Source organism: Clostridium pasteurianum BC1 (assembly GCF_000389635.1).
Classification (GTDB): Bacteria; Bacillota; Clostridia; order Clostridiales; family Clostridiaceae; genus Clostridium_I; species Clostridium_I pasteurianum_A.
Genome location: NC_021182.1, coordinates 2,038,786 through 2,059,115 on the forward strand (window position 1 = coordinate 2,038,786; position 20,330 = coordinate 2,059,115).

14 protein-coding genes, 1 pseudogene and 1 riboswitch are annotated in these 20,330 nt (G+C 30.3%); of the genes and pseudogenes, 13 read left to right on the plus strand and 2 right to left on the minus strand.

Annotated elements, in window-relative coordinates:
- From CLOPA_RS09585 to CLOPA_RS09610, 5 genes are all read left to right on the plus strand, one after another.
- Positions 1-690, plus strand: coding sequence for a hypothetical protein (locus tag CLOPA_RS09585; RefSeq protein ID WP_015615227.1), 690 nt, complete (start codon positions 1-3; stop codon positions 688-690).
- Positions 691-838: 148 nt separating this feature from the next.
- Complete coding sequence (locus CLOPA_RS09590; RefSeq protein ID WP_015615228.1) at positions 839-1,285, plus strand: aminoacyl-tRNA deacylase; 447 nt, start codon at positions 839-841, stop codon at positions 1,283-1,285.
- Between the two features lie 302 nt (positions 1,286-1,587).
- Positions 1,588-2,139, plus strand: a complete 552-nt coding sequence (gene yfcE, locus CLOPA_RS09600) for a phosphodiesterase (RefSeq protein WP_015615229.1) — start codon at positions 1,588-1,590, stop codon at positions 2,137-2,139.
- Positions 2,140-2,311: 172 nt separating this feature from the next.
- Positions 2,312-3,997, plus strand: coding sequence for an NAD-dependent malic enzyme (locus CLOPA_RS09605; protein ID WP_015615230.1), 1,686 nt, complete (start codon positions 2,312-2,314; stop codon positions 3,995-3,997).
- A 143-nt stretch (positions 3,998-4,140) separates the two neighbouring features.
- A complete protein-coding gene (locus CLOPA_RS09610) occupies positions 4,141-4,719 on the plus strand; it encodes a class I SAM-dependent methyltransferase (protein ID WP_015615231.1) in 579 nt (192 codons plus the stop codon).
- 86 nt (positions 4,720-4,805) lie between these two features.
- Here the strand turns inward: CLOPA_RS09610 and CLOPA_RS09615 are convergent, their stop codons facing one another.
- Entirely contained in the window at positions 4,806-5,444 is a 639-nt protein-coding gene (locus CLOPA_RS09615; protein WP_015615232.1) for a histidine phosphatase family protein, read from the minus strand.
- Positions 5,445-5,830: 386 nt separating this feature from the next.
- A riboswitch (SAM riboswitch) is annotated at positions 5,831-5,938 on the plus strand.
- Positions 5,939-6,102: 164 nt separating this feature from the next.
- Between CLOPA_RS09615 and metH the strand changes: the two genes are divergently transcribed.
- The 8 genes and pseudogenes from metH (at position 6,103) to CLOPA_RS09650 (ending at position 17,696) form a co-directional block, all read left to right on the plus strand.
- Positions 6,103-9,750 (plus strand): methionine synthase, encoded by a 3,648-nt coding sequence (metH, locus tag CLOPA_RS09620; RefSeq protein ID WP_015615233.1) that lies wholly within the window; start codon positions 6,103-6,105, stop codon positions 9,748-9,750.
- A gap of 137 nt (positions 9,751-9,887) precedes the next feature.
- The gene (locus tag CLOPA_RS09625) at positions 9,888-11,528 is read left to right on the plus strand and encodes an ArnT family glycosyltransferase (protein ID WP_172638607.1); all 1,641 of its coding nucleotides are present in this window, start codon (positions 9,888-9,890) and stop codon (positions 11,526-11,528) included.
- Between the two features lie 191 nt (positions 11,529-11,719).
- Entirely contained in the window at positions 11,720-12,379 is a 660-nt protein-coding gene (gene ytaF, locus CLOPA_RS09630) for a sporulation membrane protein YtaF (RefSeq protein ID WP_015615235.1), read from the plus strand.
- Positions 12,380-12,992: 613 nt separating this feature from the next.
- Positions 12,993-13,880 (plus strand): annotated as a pseudogene (locus CLOPA_RS09635) (sensor histidine kinase); the annotation flags it as partial.
- A 261-nt stretch (positions 13,881-14,141) separates the two neighbouring features.
- Positions 14,142-15,818: an AAA family ATPase gene (locus tag CLOPA_RS09640; protein ID WP_015615236.1), complete on the plus strand. Its 1,677-nt coding sequence runs from the start codon at positions 14,142-14,144 to the stop codon at positions 15,816-15,818.
- Between the two features lie 135 nt (positions 15,819-15,953).
- A complete protein-coding gene (locus CLOPA_RS09645) occupies positions 15,954-17,051 on the plus strand; it encodes an acyltransferase (protein ID WP_015615237.1) in 1,098 nt (365 codons plus the stop codon).
- Between the two features lie 197 nt (positions 17,052-17,248).
- Positions 17,249-17,374: a hypothetical protein gene (locus CLOPA_RS26475; protein WP_278246039.1), complete on the plus strand. Its 126-nt coding sequence runs from the start codon at positions 17,249-17,251 to the stop codon at positions 17,372-17,374.
- Between the two features lie 16 nt (positions 17,375-17,390).
- Positions 17,391-17,696, plus strand: coding sequence for a type II toxin-antitoxin system Phd/YefM family antitoxin (locus CLOPA_RS09650; protein ID WP_015615238.1), 306 nt, complete (start codon positions 17,391-17,393; stop codon positions 17,694-17,696).
- 219 nt (positions 17,697-17,915) lie between these two features.
- Here the strand turns inward: CLOPA_RS09650 and CLOPA_RS09655 are convergent, their stop codons facing one another.
- Positions 17,916-20,201, minus strand: coding sequence for a heavy metal translocating P-type ATPase (locus CLOPA_RS09655; RefSeq protein ID WP_015615239.1), 2,286 nt, complete (start codon positions 20,199-20,201; stop codon positions 17,916-17,918).
- Positions 20,202-20,330 lie beyond the last annotated feature (129 nt).

Consider the following 20,330-nt stretch of genomic DNA (forward strand, 5'->3'; position numbering starts at 1 on the left):
TTGGATAAAAAATTAGAATTAGAGGATTTTGTTCTCATCGGAAGGACTTTTGAAGAGTATTACAGAATGTTTCACTTAGAAAGTATAGATAAAAATGAAAAAATATTAGATGTAGCTTCAGGAGTAAGTTCTTTCTGCTCAGAAGCAAATGCAAAGGGATATAATGTTACTGCTGCTGATAGAGTTTATAGGTTCAATCCTGAGGAAATAGAAGAAAAGTGTTCTAAAGATTTAAAAGAAACTATGGAGAAATTGACATCAATAAAAGCGTTATATAAATGGGATTTTTTCAAGGATATTGAACAATTAAAAAATCATCGTGAAAGAGCGTATAGAGGATTTATAAAAGATTTTAAATTATATAGAGATGATAGATATATAATTTCAGAATTTCCTAGTAATAATTTTAAAGAAAATCAATTTGATGTATCGCTTATATCACACTTTTTATTCTTATATGATGAACATATGAATTATGAATTTCACAAACAAATTATTAATGAGGTTATAAGAATAACAAGGAAAGAGATAAGAATATTTCCAATTGCCAATTTAAAAGCTCAAAGATCTCCTTTCATTGAGAAATTCATGGGAGATAAAGCTTTTAATAATTATGAGATTAATATAGTGAAAGTTAATTACGAATTTATAAAAGGTGGAAATGAAATGTTAGTAGTTAAGATTAAGTGATTTGATTACAAATTTAGTAAATAGTTATATTAACCTTCATTCATTAAGTAATTCAATAAGCCATTAGTAATGATTAATTCTTTTAAAATTTTACACATAAATATGTAAATAAAAAATTATTAATAGAATTTTTAGGGGGTTTTTCGATATGGATAATATAAAAGATATGTTAGAGAAAAATAAAATTGAATTTGAGTTTATTCATCACGCTAAACCAGTATACTCTGCAGAGGATGGTGCAAATTTGTTTAATATTAAAATTGGACAGACAGCACCAAATCTTATAATATATACTGATATTGGATTTTACTCACTTATTATTTCAGGTATTAGGGATAAAGTGGATTTTAAAATTATAAAAAAGCTTTTAAAATGTAATGATGTCAGGCTGGCAACAAAAGATGAGGTGAAGCAGGTAACAGGTTTATCAGTTGGTAGTGTTGCTTTGTTTAGTAAATTAACTTGTATAGTTGATAAAAAACTTTTAGAAAATGATTTTATATATGGTGGAACCGGTAAAAAGAATTATACATTAAAAGTTCAGCCTGAAGCTTTATTTAAGTTAAACCGAGTTGTTGAAGTTATAGAGTTGTAACAGAGATTGGGGAATTGATGTCGAAATTAAAGAATTCAAAGCTTGTTGCATTGGCAACAAGAAGAGCATCCAGTTTTTATTATGCAGTTGGGTATGAAAAATCAGCTGAATATTTTAGAAAAGTGTTGTAATATATAATAAGTATCTATTAAATATCTAGTGACGTGCTGCTGTTGTATCTAAACTTTTAACTAGAAATTTTTGCCTCGTATGTAGTGACTAGTTTATTAAGAGGAGAGTGTTACAGTGGATAATCATTAGATAAAGATTATGAAAGTATATATAAAGGATGTGATGTTTCAATGAGTAAACTATTTTTTATTTCAGATATACACGGATCACTATATTATCTAAAAAAGGTTTTAGAAATATATGAAAGTGAAAAAGCTGACTATATAATTATTTTAGGTGATGAATTATATCATGGTGCCAGAAATCCTCTGCCAAAGGATTATAATCCTAAGGAAGTAGCGGAGCTTCTAAATACATATAAAAATAAAATTATAGCTGTACGTGGAAATTGTGACAGTGAAGTTGACGAAATGGTACTGGAATATCCTATGATGGCCCCATATTCTATTGTTCTATACAACGGAAGAAGATTATTTTTAACTCATGGACACATATACGACAGGGATAAATTACCTAATTTGAGTAGTGGTGATGCCATAATATATGGTCACATTCATGTACCTTTAGCAGAAAAACAAAATAATATTTTTGTGATCAATCCTGGGTCAATTACTTTCCCAAAAGAAGGAAATCCTAATTCCTATGGGATTCTAGAAAATAACATTTTTAAGATTAAGGGTTTAGAGGGTAATGTTATTAAAGAAATAAGCTTCAGTGAATAAGCGGTTAAATTCATCTGATGCCTAAACAACTAATAACTGCAAAACTCCACCTGATGCTAAGAATTCTGTTTATAGGAAAAATGCTAAAAATATTGTATTATAATAATAAACGCTAATTTTAAAGATAATAGATATAAAAAGTATCCATGTAAGAAAATAATGAGGTGAGCTAATGAGTAATATTTCAACAGACAAAAAAACAGTTCATACAAAGCTGAGAGGGAGAGAACTATTAAACAATCCTCTTCTAAATAAAGGTACTGCTTTTTCAAAAAAGGAGAGAGAAAGTCTTGGTTTAGCAGGTCTATTACCATCTCAAGTTGAAGATATAGAAAAGCAGGAAGACAGATGTTACAAACAGTTTTTATCTAAACCAGATAATTTTTCAAAACATCTATACTTAATGGGTTTATATGATTTAAACAGAACACTTTTTTACAAGGTGGTAACTTCACATATAAAGGAAATGCTTCCTATAATATATACTCCTACTATAGGAACTGGAGTAAAAAAATACAGTGAAGAATTTAAGAGCCCTTTAGATAGCCTTTATCTATCTATAGATGATAAAGGAAATATGGAAAAAGCTTTTGATAATCTTAATGAAGATGATATTGAGGTAATGGTTATTACAGATTCCCAGGGGATACTAGGCATTGGCGACTGGGGCGTCAATGGAGTAGATATATCCATAGGAAAGCTTGCAGTTTATACCGCTGCGGCAGGAGTAGATCCATCTAAAGTATTACCTGTAGTTTTAGATGTGGGAACTGATAATAAAGAACTTTTAGAAAGTGAATTATACCTTGGAAATCGTCATGTAAGAGTACAAGGCAAAGAATACTATGATTTTATAGACCAATTTGTAAAAGCTGCGTTAAAAAAATTTCCTAAGGTTTTAATTCATTGGGAGGATTTCGGTAGAGAAAATGCTCATAAAGTGTTAGAAAAATATAAAGATAAAATTCTTACATTTAATGATGACATCCAAGGTACTGGAGCAATGATAGTTTCAGCAGTTATGTCTATGAGTAAGGCTTCAAATACTTTATTAAAAGATCAGAAAATAGTTATTTTTGGTGCTGGAACAGCAGGAATAGGAATAGCAAATCAAATCTCTTCTGCCATGGAAAGGGAAGGATTATCAAAAGAAGAAGCTAAAAATAGATTTTGGTGTATTGATAGATATGGGCTTCTTATTGAAGACATGGACACTTTAACAGATTTCCAAAAACCTTATGCAAGAAAACGAAGTGAATTTGGTGATTTTAAAGATAGAAATGTTGAATTGCTTGATGTAGTAAAGATAGTAAAACCTACTATGCTTATAGGATGTTCAGGGGTTGCTGGAGCTTTTAAGGAAGAAGTAATAAGAGAAATGGCTAAGGGAGTAGAAAATCCTGCTATAATGCCAATATCAAATCCAACAAGTCTCGCAGAAGCAGTGCCAAAGGATTTAATAGAATGGACAGAGGGAAAGGGACTTATAGTCACAGGCAGCCCTTTTGAACCGGTAGAGTATAAGGGAACAACTTATAAAATAGGCCAGGCAAATAATGCTCTATTATTTCCTGGACTTGGCTTTGGAGCAATGATAGCAAAACCACGTTATGTAAGTGAAAAAATGCTGGAGGCATCATCAAAGGCTGTAGCAGAATTTGTAGACCTAAGTGAAAAGGGTGCACCTCTTTTACCAGAGGTGGAAATGCTTCATCAGGTTTCACAAGCTGTAGCTGTAAAAGTTATAGAAGCTGCATTAGAAGAAGGAATTAATACTGTAGAAATTAAAGATGTAAAGAAGGTAGTGTCAGATGAAACTTGGTATCCAGAGTATTATGATATAGCACCAGAAGATTAGAAGAGTAAAAAATAGTAAGCTTTAATGAATCCCTAAAACTAAAATAAATATATAATAACAGCAATATAATAAGATTTTTAGATTAGTCAATATTTGCTTAAAAATAACAGGATAAGTAAAATAAAAGTGATAAGGGGATATATATGGGTACACATAAATTTAATGTGAATAATAAGAGTAAACTTGATAGTGAAAATAGAAGAAAAATATTACCTCCAGAGGAGACTCTTTTAAGCTTTGGATTACATGAAGGAGATACAATGGCTGATATTGGCTGTGGTATTGGATATTTTACTATTCCAGCAGCTGAAATTGTATCTGATATTGGGAAAATATTTGCAATGGATATATCACCTGAAATGCTAAAAGAAGTTCAAATGAAAATGGAGAAAAATAATATCATCAATATAGAAACTGTATTGACAGAAGAAAATGACTTGAAAATAGAAAATCACAAAGTAAGTATTGCCTTTATAAGTTTTGTACTGCATGAAGCAGAGCATAGAGAAAAGTTTCTAAAGGAAGTAAAGAGAATAATTTCTCCAAAGGGCAGAATAACTATTATTGAATGGAAAAAGAGTGATAGTGAATTTGGTCCTCCTTTAGACCATAGATTAGATGAAGTGGTTTCTGTTGAATTATTGAGTAATGCAGGATTTATAAATATATCAAGTATAAATATAAATGAAAATTTTTATGCTTTAATAGGAGAAATGAACTAAATAACTTAATTAATAAAGACATTAATTAAAAGGGGATGTAAAGTTTTGTTTATATAACTTTACATCCCCTTTAATTTTGACATTATTTAAACATGAGATTTAATGCTACTATCTTCAGGAAGATGGCTTGTATCATTTAACCCTAGAATTAATGGAACCATATTGTCATCAAAATGTAATTTACTTATGGAAGTATTACCTAGACGAATCCTGTGGTACATGGTCATATTCCAGTTAAAAATTCCTATTAAAGCTGCTTTTATAATGCCACCATGGGCAACCACTGCAATATTTTTATCTTTATTTTCTGTAACGATTTTTAGAAGGGCATTTGTAGCTCTGATGCTAGCTTCCTTTAAACTATGGTCGCCTCCGCAAAGAGGACCTGTGGTATCATCCATTATCCACTTTTTAAATGGCTCGGGGTAATTATTTCTTATATCTTTCACAGTTAAGCCTTCCCATTCACCAAAGTCTATTTCGCGTAATTCGGGATAAATTATAGGATTAAGATCAGTACCTTCAGATATAATTTCTGCAGTTTTTAACGCTCTTTTTAATGGGCTACAATATATGTAATCAAAATTTTTTTCAAGTCGTTTCTTTAAAAATTCTGCTTGCTTTATGCCTTCATTGGATAAATCTATATCTTTACTTCCTTGAAATTTTCCCAAGGCATTCCACTCAGTTTCTCCGTGTCTTATTAGCATTATTGAAGTGCTCATTGAAAACCAAAACCTCCATGTTTTAATTTATTTTAATTGATTACCATAAGCATAAATCATATAATCAAATTGTCAAGCTTAAGAATTGAATATTTTGAGTTTAACGTGTAAATTTCAGCCAAAATTGTGTATTTAATTAATAGCAGTAAGTAAAACGGATTTAAGTAAAATTAATATTTTATAGTAAGTATAATTTATCTACATAATAGATGAACGTTTTTAATAAAAATTATATTAATTATTATTTATAAAATATCAATTTATGAAGGGTAATTTTTAATTTCAATAAAATTTAATATTGATAATAATTTTTATAAAAGCTATTGACAGTGATAATAAAAATAGATATCATATGAACTAAAGAAAATTTAATAATTTGATTCTTAATCTTATCGAGAGAGGTGGAGGGACTGGCCCTATGAAACCCAACAACCGGCATTTAATCGAAAATGTGGCGGTGTTAATTCCAGCAGAAATTTTCTGAAAGATAAGAGAAGAAGTGAATAGGTGTTATTTACTGCTTTTCTTATGAAGGGCAGTTTTTTATTTTTAAAATTTTTATGATAATTGGTTTTATACTTGCAAAATTTATATAATATGCTTAAGCTATTTATAATATAATTTTTATGTTATTTACACGTTAGGGGGCCTTATTTTTATGAAACGCAATATTATGGATTTATTTGATAAAAAAATCCTCATACTTGATGGTGCCATGGGTACTTGTATTCAGGGATTTAAATTAGAAGAAAAAGATTATAGGGGAAATCTTCAGTGTGATATAAATCAGAAGGGAAATAATGATATATTAAATCTTACAAAGCCCGAGGTTGTTAAAGAAATACATAGGCAGTATTTTGAGGCCGGTGCGGATGTAGTTGAAACAAATACTTTTAGTGGAACCAGAATATCTCAAAGTGATTATGGCATGGAAGATAAAATATATGATTTAAACTTCAATGGTGCAAGGCTGGCAAGAGAGGTAGCAGATGAATTTACTAATAATAATCCAGAAAAACCCCGTTTTGTAGCAGGGTCTGTAGGACCTACCAATAGAACAGCGTCATTGTCACCGGATGTAGAAAATCCAGGCTTTAGAAATGTAACTTTTGATGAATTGGCAGCAGCTTATGGAGAACAGATAAGTGGACTTATAGATGGTGGAATAGATTTCATAATTATTGAAACTATATTCGATGCTTTAAATGCTAGAGCAGCTGTATTTGCAGCTAAAACTGTATTTGAAGAAAAGGGTATAAAATTACCTATTATGATCTCTGGAACTATTGCAGATAAAAGTGGAAGAATTCTGTCAGGTCAGACGCTTGAAGCTTTTGCAGAAACAATGAAAGATGAAGATATACGCATTATAGGACTTAACTGTTCCTTTGGAGCAAAGGATCTTCTGCCTTTTGTTAAATATCTTTCAAAGACTCAGGATAGGTACATAAGCTTTTATCCTAATGCAGGACTTCCTAATTCTATGGGAGAATATGATGAGCACCCGGAAGAAACTGCGGGTTTTGTCAAGGAACTTGCTTTAGAAGGACATCTTAACATTGTAGGAGGCTGCTGTGGTACTACTCCTGCTCATATTAAAGCCATAAGTGAAGCTATAGCTGACATAGCGCCTAGAAAAATTCCAAAGCTTCAAAAAGAAACTGTATTTTGCGGCTTAGAGGCTTTAAGAATAAATAAGTCCAATAATTTTGTAAATGTAGGTGAGAGAACAAATGTAGCTGGTTCTGCTAAATTTGCAAGATTAATACGTGACAAAAATTATGAAAAAGCACTAACTGTAGCTAAAAATCAGGTAGAAAATGGGGCTCAGATTATAGACGTAAACTTTGATGATGCACTGCTGGATGCGAAGAAAGAAATGGATACATTTTTAAAACTTCTTGCTAGTGAGCCGGAAATTTCAAAGGTTCCTATAATGATAGATTCTTCAAAATTTGAAGTGCTGGAAATAGGACTCAAGGCAATTCAGGGTAAGGCTGTGGTGAATTCCATTAGTCTTAAAGTTGGAGAAGAAGAGTTTATAAGACAGGCTAGCTTAATAAAAAAATATGGCGCTGGTGCTGTAGTAATGGCTTTTGATGAGGCTGGTCAGGCAGATACCTATGAAAAAAGAATATCTATTTGTAAAAGGGCTTATGACATATTGGTAAATAAGGTGGGATTTTTACCATCCAATATCATTTTTGATCCTAATATATTAGCTATTGCTACGGGAATAGAGGAGCATAATAATTATGCAGTGGATTATATAAATACTGCAAAATGGATAAAGGAAAATCTTCCTTATGCTAAAATAAGCGGTGGAGTAAGTAATTTATCTTTCTCCTTTAGAGGTAATAATGTTATAAGGGAAGCTATGCATTCCGTATTCTTGTATCATGCTATTAAAGCTGGTATGGATATGGGAATCGTAAATCCTGGAATGATCCAGATATATGACGAGATTGATAAAGCCTTGCTAGAAAAAGTAGAAGCTGTAGTATTAAATAAGACACCAGATGCAGCAGATGAGCTTTTAGAATTTGCAGAGAATTACAAAGCTGCAGCGGGAAAGGAAAATGAAAATAAGCATTCCTGGAGAGATAAGGATTGTAAAGAAAGATTAACTCATGCTCTTATAAAGGGAATAGTTGAATATATTGAGCAGGATGTAGAGGAATGTAGAGTCCAATATGATAGAGCCTTAGAGGTGATTGAAGGACCGCTAATGGATGGAATGAAGACCGTTGGTAAATTATTTGGCGAAGGAAAAATGTTCCTTCCGCAGGTAGTTAAAAGTGCTAGGGTTATGAAAAAAGCAGTAAGCTTTTTATTGCCTTACATTGAAGAAGAGAAGAAAGAAGGAGACAGTACCAGTGCTGGAAAAGTAGTATTTGCTACAGTTAAAGGCGATGTACATGATATAGGAAAAAACATAGTATCAGTAGTTCTTTCCTGTAATAATTTTGAAGTGATTGATTTAGGTGTAATGGTACCTACAGAGGTTATTTTAGAAACTGCAAAGAAGGAAAAAGCAGATATAGTAGCACTAAGTGGCCTTATAACTCCTTCGCTGGAGGAAATGGCAAATGTGGCTGAGGAAATGGAGAATCAGGGTTTTAAAATACCTCTGATGGTTGGGGGAGCAACTACCTCAAAAACCCATACAGCACTAAAAATTGAAACACAATATTCTAATGGAGTAGTTCATACTACGGATGCTTCAAAGGCAGTGGAAGCTGCAAAAAAATTAGTTGATCCAGAGAAGCGAGAAGCATATATAAAGGAAGTGCAACAGGAATATAAGAATATAAGAGAAAATTATTCCAAGATAGACAGAAAGCTTGTAACCATAGAAGAAGCACGAGAAAAGTCATTAAAACTAGATTGGAATAAGGGTATTGTTGAAACTCCAAACTTTACTGGAATTAAAAAGTTCCTGAACTTCCCCATAAAAGAACTTAGGAAATATATAGATTGGACATTTTTCTTTATTGCTTGGGATATGGGAATGATATATCCTAAAATTATGGTGGATCCTAGATATGGTGAAGAGGCAAAGAGACTTTACAAGGATGCTAATGATATTCTAGACGTTTTAGAAAGAGAAAATATACTTACTGCCAATGCTATTTTGGGCATCTTTCCTGCTAATTCAGTAGGAGATAACATTGAGGTGCACAGTGGTGATAAAGCTGCAACATTTAATATGTTAAGGCAGCAAGAGGTTTCAAGGAAAAATGTATACAGGTGCCTTTCTGATTATGTAGCACCTAAGGAAAGTGGAATAAAGGATTATATTGGTGGCTTTATTGCAACAGCAGGTAAAGGTGCAGCTGAATATGCGAATAAGTTAAAACAAAATGGCGATGAATACGGAGCAGCTATGGTAAAAATTCTTGCGGACAGGTTGGCAGAGGCATTTTCTGAATACTTACACATGGAAATAAGAAAGAACTATTGGGGATATTCTCCTGAGGAAGATATAGAAATTTCAGATGTATTAAAGGGAAATTATATGGGAATAAGACCGGCTTTTGGATATCCATCTCTAAGAGATCATGCAGAAAAGACAAAGTTGTTTGATATTTTAGATCCAGAAGGAGAAATTGGTATAAAGCTAACTGACAGCTATATGATGAATCCTGTAGCCAGTACCTGCGGACTTTATTTTGGAAATAAAGAGGCAAAATATTTTGATATAAACAAGATAGGCAGGGATCAGGTGGATGATTATGCAAAGCGCAATAATAAAGAGTACAAAGAGATAGAGAGAGTATTAAATACAATATTAATTTACAAATAATGCTCAAAGGCAGGCGTGCTCTGTGATTTAGGATATCCCTCATTTCTAATAATTTATTCAAGGATATCTACAATCCACAGAGCATATCTATGAACATAATTTTTGCATGAAAGGCATGATAAAATTTTATGAATTTATTGAATAAAATTTTTCTTTCTATAACCTGTGCGCTATGTATAATAGTATTAATAAAGAGAAAAAATACACATAGAGATAATTTGGATAGTTATGAAAATGACTTTTTTGAAAAATATCAGTGGATAATTGTTTCTATAGCTTTAATAATTGGTTTTATCCTTCGAATTATTTATTTGGGATCAAATCCGGCTGGAATTAATAAAGATGAAGCTTCCATTGGCTATGATGCCTTTTCAGTTTTAAAATATGGTATTGATAGAAATGATGTTAGCTATCCTGTATATTTTATTTCCTGGGGAAGTGGACAAAATGTCCTTTATGCTTATTTACTTATGCCTTTAATTTCTTTATTTGGGCTTACTATTACTGTTGTACGTATTCCGGCAATGATTTTTGGAACTCTGTCTATCTTAATATTTTATCTACTTGTAAAAGAACTCAATGGAATCAAGCCAGCAATAATACTTCTTATATTATTAGTAATAAATCCATGGCATATAATGATTTCAAGATGGGCCTTGGAATCTAATCTATTACCTCCATTTCTACTTTTGGGTACCTATTTTCTTGTAAAGTCATTTCAAAAATCAGTATTTTTTATTTTCTCTATGTTAATCTTCGGGTTATCCTTATATGCTTATGCAATAGACTACATTGTTCTACCAGTTTATTTGTCTATAGTTTTTGTATACATTATTTTAAATAAAAAAGTAAGGCTTAAAGAATTTACATGTGGAATTTTAATTTTATTTATACTGGCGGCACCGTTAATTCTTCTTATTATGGTGAATAAGAAATTAATATCACCAATGAAAATAGGAATTCTCTCCATTCCATATATGGCTGGTTATAGGGGAGCAGAAGTGGATATAAATAGTGTATTGCATAATTTATCTGTGCTTATAAAGGTAATTTTAAAACAATCAGATGGACTTATTTGGAATTCTATAGATGGATTTGGTATATTCTATTATTTTGCTGTACCGTTTCTTGTAATAGGACTTTACTATAGTTTGAAAAAGATAATATTGAATTTAGAAGTGAATAAATTTGATGACTCTATGGTAATGATAGCTTGGCTAGCAGCATCAATAATTCCTGCCGCTTTAACAGAAATTAATATTAACAGGATTAATTCTATATTTATCCCATTGATTTATTTTTGTGGCATGGGAATATATATGGTAATTAAAAATTTAAAAAAATCCATAGCTATTATAGCTATTATCTATCTAGTCTCATTTTCATGTTTTTCAGTATATTATTTTCATGTCTATCCTTCTAAAATAGGAGTACTATTTAATGAATCCTTTGACAAAGCTGTTGATTATGCCTGTAAAGAAACTAATGGCAATATTTATATCACTGATTCTATAAATATGTCCTATATTTATGTATTATTTCATCAAAAGATATCCCCAATAGAATTTATTAAAACCGTTAGATATGATGATATTAATGGAAAATACAGATCACCTTTAAAATTTGGGAGATTTATTTTTGGAATACCTGATGATGAGATATCTAAAAATGAAGTGTATATTATAGAAAATAGTAGAGTATCAGATTTTAAATTGAAAGGATTTATAGTTGCGGAATTTAAAAACTTTTCTGTAGCCTACTATGAACCTGTTAAATAAGAATTACATGATTTTTTATCATAGAGGCACTTACCACCTGTTCAAGTTCAACTCCATTTTTGAAGTATTATTTTTAATTTGACTCTGGTAGATTATAGAAAGTATCATTGCTAAAAAGTAATACGTAACCAATAAATAACTACTATCATATACTAATTCATAGGTAGTAATATGAAGGGTGGAAGCTAGTTATGGGATTATGGTTAATAGTAATATTACTTATAGCATTAGTTAGTAATACAGATAATTTTGGGGTTGGTATTTCCTATGGAACAAGGAAAATACTGATACCCTTTGTATCCAATATACTTATAGCATTAATTACAGGATTTGGTACATTATTCTCAATGTATGTGGGAAAAGGTATATCAAAGGTTTTAAATCCTAAAATTGCTGGCTATATAGGTTCAATAATAATTATAATTGTAGGTATTTGGATTTGTGTAGGGGAAATGAAAAGGAAAAAAAACGAGGGCAATGAAAATAAAACTAATAACATATCATCATCTGAAAAGAATGTTAATATATATTCATTCATAGGAAGAATACCAAGGATACTTGAAAATCCATTCCTTGCAGACTGGGATTTTTCTGGATACATTAGTATTAAAGAAAGCTTATTATTGGGGTTTGCATTGGCGGTAAACAACATGGCAAATGGTATTGGAGCTGGTATGGCAGGAATTAATCCTATAATAACTTCAATCTTTGCATTTCTTGTCAGTTTATTTGCAATATGGATAGGAATTAAGCTTGGGCATGAATATGTACATCGCTGGCTGGGGAAGCTGGCTACTCCTATAGCTGGAATTATACTTATAGTTATTGGAATTTATGAGATATTTTTTTAGAGTGGTTATACTAGAAATTATATAGATAGATGTTGAAATATTAATTCTCATTGATTTTAAGTGAATTAATTATTTAATTGAGTATGAAAGGAGCATGAGGAATTTATTAGGCTTTTTAGTAAGGAGTGTTTCTGGACACTCCTTTTTGGCATATGAAAAATTATATTTTCTTTTCTTAAGAAATTTGTAAGAAATTTATTAAGTATATTGTAAATTTCATATTTTATAATATACTTGTAAGCTTATGAAAAGGAGGGGATGAAGATGATCTATTTAGTGATCATAGTACTCTTTATAGTTAAATACTAATTTAACTATAAAGAGTACTAAGGTGAAGAATTCCTCTGACTTAGCAGACAATTAATTATAGAAATTCAATTCCGCTGTCTGTAATTTCTTGATAAGTTAAGAAAAATAGAATGTAAGATTATTTCACTGAAAGATTATAATTCGATGCAATAGTGTGGTTATAAATCTACAAACTCAAGGATGGATTTATGTATGGTATTAACATTAAAAAATTTTTTGTTATTTTTATGTTCCGGTATAGTGTTCCTTATGATATGTTCAGCCTTATTTTTGAATATAGCAAATATAAATATATAAATATATTATTATTTATACTTCAATTGTACCATTTTATATACTTAAAAATTTTTTTAATTTTTGCAATATAGTAGATGGATCAGATAAAATAACTAATGGAAATCTGAACTATGAAATAAAAGTTACAGGTAAAGGTATTAATTCTAAGCTTGCCAACAATATAAACAACATGAAAATGGGCTTTAAAAAGGCTGTGGAAAATCAAGTTAAAAGTGAAAGACTAAAGTCGGAGCTTATAACTAATGTATCTCATGACATGAAAACTACTCTTACTTCCATAATAAATTATGTGGATTTATTAAAGTGTGAGGATATAACTAGGGAAGAGCTAATGAATTATATAAGTATATTAGATAAAAAATCCCAAAGACTTAAGGTGCTCATAGAGGATTTGTTCGAAGCTTCAAAGCTTTCCAGTGGAAATATTGAAGTTAATATGGAAAAAATAGATGTGACTTCTCTATTAAAGCAAGCATTAGGAGAAGCTAATCATAAAATTGAAGAATCAAATTTAATATTTAAAATAAATATACCGAAAGAAAAAATGTATTCAAATTTAGATGGGAAGAGAACCTGGAGAGTATTTGATAATTTAATAAACAATGCATTAAAATATTCTCAGCCTAATACAAGAGTATATATAGATCTTGTGGGAGAAGATGAAAAAATAATATTTACAATTAAAAATATATCTGCTTATGAACTTGATTTTAATGCTGAGGAGATATTTGAAAGATTTAAAAGAGGTGACAGTTCAAGGAGTACTGAAGGATCAGGACTTGGACTTGCTATTGCCAAAAGCATAGTTGAATTGGAGCAGGGTTCAATTGATATTAATATTGATGGTGATTTATTTAAGGTAACAGTTATATCTAAAAAAGTTGGAGAAAATTAATATATAGCTAATATGTATTCATTATGTAAAATCTAATAAATAAGGCATCTCATATAACAGAAAATGCTATAATGTTGTACATATCCATGAAAATGGAGGTGATTTAGTGAATATTCTAGTTTTAGAAGATAAAAATATTTACTTGTAAATAATGGCAAGTAGAGATATAGCTGTATTGTAAATATTGGTAGATCCAAATATAATATAAGTATTAGTTTAATAATAGATATATTAGGTATACGAATTTGGGAGGATTGCAACATGAATAAATCCCTAATGATAGGAACCAGTGATTTTAGAAAGATAATAGATAATAATGGCTACTATATTGATAAGAGCATATTTATTAAAGACATCATTGAATATAATAAAGAAGTTTTATTATTAGCTAGACCAAGAAGATTTGGAAAAACTTTAAATATGACAATGTTAAAATATTTCTTTGAAAGTGACAAAGAAAATAATAGATATTTATTTGAAAATCTAGCAATTGGTAAATACAAAGAAATTATGAAAATGCAAGGAAAGTATCCTGTCATATACATAACTTTTAAGGATATTAAGGTAGGAAGTTTCATTACCTTTGAAAGGGCAATATTAAGGTTAGTAATAGATATATATAGAGAACATAGCTATTTACAGGAAAGTTCTAATCTAGCTGATTATGAAAAAAGTGATTTAAATAAGTTTGTCTTAGGGAATTTTGATTATATAGATTGTATTGATGCCATCAAACATTTAAGTGGACTTTTATACAAACACCATAGCAAAAGAGTAATTCTTCTTATTGACGAGTATGATACTCCAATTCACTCTTCATATTTGAATGATTACTATGATGAGGCAATAGAATTTATGAGAGGATTTCTTGGAGGAGCATTGAAAGATAATGTATACATAGAAAAGGCTATTATTATCGGTATACTTAGGATGGCTAAGGAAAGTATTTTTTCAGGGTTAAATAATATAAAAACCAGTACATTGGTAGATTATTCTTTTGAAGAAGCTTTTGGATTTACGGAAAATGAAGTAGAAGAACTTTTAGATTACTATGGACTGAAATATGAAATGAATGAAGTTAGAAGTTGGTATAACGGGTATATTTGTGGAAATAAGGTTATCTATAATCCTTGGTCTATAGTAAATTATGCTGATAATAATGAGAGAGGATTAGTACCATATTGGATAAATACAAGCAGTAATGACATTATAGAGCAGCTTATATCTCAGGGAGATGCTAATGTTAAAATGAATCTTGAAGATTTAATTAATGGTAAGACAATTGTAAAGCCAATTAGGGAGGATATATCACTTAGAGAGATAAATGAAAATCCTAACAATATATGGTCATTTCTTCTTTTTAGCGGCTATTTAAAAGTAATAAGCAGAACTCAGGATGAATATGGACTAACCTGTGAACTTATGGTTCCTAATATAGAAGTGCTTTATCTCTATAGAGAAATTATTATTAAATGGGCGGACAAAAGCATAAATGCCCATAGCTATAATTATATGCTGAAGTGTTTAGTAAATGGAGATATTAAAGAATTTAGCAAATTTTTCAAGGACTATGTTATAAATTCAATGAGTTATTTTGATGCAAGTGGAAAGGAAAGTGAAAAGGTGTACCATGCTTTTGTACTTGGAATGTTAGTAGCTCTCAGTGATAGTTATAAAGTAAGGTCAAATAGAGAAAGTGGTTATGGAAGATATGATGTTATGCTGATACCAAAAGATAAAACCCAAAATGGTATTGTTATAGAATTTAAAAAATATGATGATGAAGATGAAGAAAATATAGAAAAAGCAGCGGAAAATGCCTTAAGTCAAATTAAAGATAGGAACTATAAGGTAGAATTAATAAATGAGGGTGTAAAAAATATAATCGAATTAGGCATTGCCTTTAAAGGTAAAGAAGTCAAGCTATTATGGCAATAGATATGATATTATGGTGCTAGAATAAAAATATATTTTTGTAATGGATACTTTGGTGCTTTAGTGCCTATTAATTGTAAGTCACTTGAAACAAGTGTAAAATACTAATGGTAACATTTGATATTAAGGAGATGCAAAATGCATAAAAAAAGATTATGCGGGTTAGAATTATTAAGAGCTTTTGCTTTTTTACTTGTACTTATGCAACATAGTATAGGCGGCTATTCTTTAGATCCCAAAGCATCATTTAACAATGCTGTTCCTTTGAGAATGATTTTTACAATTTCAAAACCTGCTGTTCCAATGTTTATATTTATATCAGCGGTATTATTATTATATAATTATGGTGATGGCATAGACATAAAAACATTTTATAAAAATCGAATAACTACAATAATTTTACCATATATTTTATGTTCCTTTATTTATATTATTCTCTATCACAAAAAAATAGATAATTTATTCATTTCACTTTTAAATGGTAATACAGTATTCCATTTATGGTATATGGGTACGATTATAAGAATTTACTTTATTTTTCCAATCGTTTTGTTTTTATTAAACAAATTAAAGATTAAATCCAATGAATTCAACAATTTTTTTATAATATTTTATCTCATATTCAGTTTTATATTAATTGCAAACAAAGATTCTATTGATTTATTTGTATCGCGTTTATTTACAAAGACTTCTAATTTTCACATAAAAGAATTTATGTCAATTTCACCTATTTATTTATCTATTTATTTTATAATTGGATATTATTTTGTAACATACATTAATAAAGCTGTAAATCTACTGCTTAGATATAAAACAGTTATAACAATACTTTTCATTATTTTTCTCATACCTAATTATCTAGTTATAATGGGAGACAGAATTAACATAAATTTAAATAATTATTTCACAACAGCAATTTCAATTGCCTTTACTATTAATTCAATATTTTTTTGGTACATTGTAAGCATACATATAATTGAAAGAAAAAATAGATTAGAAAATTTATTAAAATTTATTTCTCACTATTCTTTTGGAGGATACCTTTTACATGTATTAATACTAAATGTAGTAGCAGATGTTTTTTATTGGTTCTATAAATTAACCAATAATTATGTATTCCCTAGCGTGTCAATATTCATATTAACTGCGATAATAACACCTTTGATATGTAATATATTAAGTTTCATACCATTTAGCAAATATATTTTTGGAGTTAAAACATATCACTGGTCTTAGAATACATATAATTTAATAAGAAACAGTTTATTTCGTAAGATATTAAACTTTTAGTAAGGGGTGTTTTGGGACACTCCTTTTTAGCTTACCTAAAAACTTAAGATGTATTCATTTTGTAAAATTTAAATAAAAAATCCATCGCATATATCAGAAGATGCTATAATATTGTACATATCCATAAAAAAGAAGGTGAATTAGTGAATATTCTAGTGGTAGAAGATGAAATACCTTCTCATGAGCTCTCAAATAATTACTATACAGTTTTAGGAGTAATAAATATTATTATCTTTGAATTGATTATTTATCATAATTATGATAAATAAATCAAGAGGTGATAGTATGCCACAGATTAGACCAGTATCAGATTTAAGAAATAATTTTGCTGATATTTCAAGGGTTGTTCATGAAACATCAGAGCCAGTGTTTTTGACTAAAAATGGTTATGGTGACATGGTTGTCATGAGTATGGAAGCCTATGAACGTAAGCTGTTTGAAAGTGATATCTACTTTAAGCTGAAGGAAGCGGAACTAGAAGCTAAATCCACGAATAAACGCTTTTCACATGAAGAAGTATTTTCAGATTTAAGGGCAGGGCTCGTGGATAAAGTAAATAAAGATAATGTATCAGCCAGTAGAACCACTTGAAGCTGAATATAGAATATTGACTGTAAAGAATTACTTGGTATTTTATGTGGTCAGTGAGCAGAAAGTGGAAATACACAGAATTATTTATGCAAAGACGGATATTAGCAATATTATTAGATAAACAGATAGGATCTGGAATTTGGATACAATAATTAGAAAAAAATCAGCCTTTGTAATGTTGAATATACCACATTACAAAGGCTAATTTATACACAAGCTTTACAGCTTCCTCACATTCAAAGCTCTCATAGAATTCAGCACTGCTATTAAAGCCACTCCTACATCTCCAAATACAGCTTCCCACATATTTGCAAAGCCTAAAGCACCTAGAGCCAGGATTACAACCTTTATGCCTAAAGCAAAAATTATATTTTGCCATACAATATACTGAGTTTTTCTTGCTACTTTTATAGCAGTTACTAGCTTTGAAGGTTCATCTGTCATAATTACTACATCGGAAGCCTCAATAGCTGCATCTGACCCCAGACCACCCATGGCAACACCTACATCAGCTCTTGCCAGCACAGGAGCGTCGTTTACTCCATCACCTACATATAATATTTTTTCCTTTGGTGTTTTCATGCTGTATAGCATTTCAAATTTTTCTACCTTTTCATTTGGAAGAAGCTCTGAGTAAACCTCGTCTATGCCTAGTTTATTTCCTATTTCAGCAGCAACTCTAGAAGCATCACCAGTAAGCATAACTGTTTTCTTCATGCCTAAGTTTTTTAAAGCCTTTATTGTACTAGCTGAATCATTCTTTAATTCATCGGAAATTACAATATATCCAGCATAGATATTATCTATTGCTATATGAATTATAGTTCCTATAGTATTTACATCTTCATAGGCTATATTTTCATTTTTCATCAGCTTTGCATTACCAGCAAGGATATTTTTACCTTTTATTATGGCCTTTATACCGTAACCAGCAAGCTCACTGTAATTTAAAGTATCATGATCAGTGTTGCTTTTATACTTGCAAGGCTTAAAAATTGCCTTTGATATTTTATCAATAGAAGAATTATTTGATTTTTTTAAGTTTATACTATTTGGCATAATATTCTGACATTTAGCTCTCATCTTACAAGCTGGAATATCATTATTATGCACTGTTTCAAGCTTACCATTTTTATCTTCATAGGCTTTTAAAATAGATTTTGCTATTGGATGATTGGAATAGCTTTCTGCAAGAGCAGCGTATTCCAGTAATTCATCCTCTGTTATATTGTTTCTGCTGTTTACTTCGGTAACAGTAAATACCCCCTTTGTAAGAGTGCCTGTTTTATCAAAAACTACAGTTTTTACATTGTAAAGAGCCTCTAAATAATTGCTTCCTTTTATAAGGATACCTTTTCTTGAAGCACCCCCTATACCTCCAAAGAAACCTAAAGGTATAGAAATTACAAGGGCACAAGGGCAGGATACAACTAGAAAAACTAAAGCTCTGTATAGCCACTGAGAAAAATGTGTTCCCGGGATCACTAAAGTAGGGACTACAGCAAGTAGTACAGCTGAAAGTGTAACTATAGGAGTATAATATCTAGCAAATTTAGTTATAAAATTTTCTGTTTGAGCTTTCTTACTGCTGGCATTTTGAACCAATTCTAGTATTTTTGATACTGCGGATTCACCAAAACCTTTAGTAACTTTAACTGTCAGTACACCATTCTCATTGATAAAACCACCAAGTACTGTGCTTCCTACATTCACCTCTCTTGGAAGAGATTCTCCAGTAAGATCGGAAGTATCCACCATTGAAGCACCTTTTATTATAGTACCATCCAAAGGAACCTTTTCACCGGGTTTTATGAGAATAATATCGCCTATATTTACATCTTCAGGATGTACTTTCATAAAATCATCCTTAACCTGCAGATTAGCAAACTCAGGCTTTATATCCATTAGCTTTGTTATAGACCTTCTGGATCTGTCCACTGCCATGTCCTGAAAAGTTTCTCCGATTTGATAGAAAAGCATAACAGCTATACCTTCAGGATATTGTTTAATTGCAAGAGCACCAATACTTGCAATACTCATAAGAAAATTTTCATCAAAGACTTCTCCACGAATTATATTTTTAAAGGATTTAATTAAAACTTCAGCACCAATTAAGAGATAAGCTGCTATAGAAAAAATAACCTTTACGTTAGAACTATCTGCTAGGAAAAAAGTAACTATATAGAGTATTACCCCTACAGCCAGTCCGGCAAATTTAATTTTCTTGCTAGAATTATCTTCTTCATCAGCCTCAGCATTAATATCTTTAATACTTGTATCTATTATTTTAACATCCGGTTCTATTTTCTTTACAATGCTTTTAGCTTCCTCAAGGATACGTATAATTTCATTTTCATTTTCAATTTCCAAAGTTAATTTTTTTGATACAAAGTCTATATTTGCTGAACTTACTCCCGATATATTTTTTGATTTATTCTCTATTTTAGCTGCACAATTGGCACAGCATAAGCCTTCTAATATGAGTTCTCTTTTTTTCACATTCAATGTAAACCCTCCATCTCTATTTTAACTTGTCCCAGGACTATTTAATATGACTGTACTCCAATAAAAGTGAAAGTGTTTCTATATAAAATTACTGCAATTATATAAGGTTTTTATATTCACATTAAATTA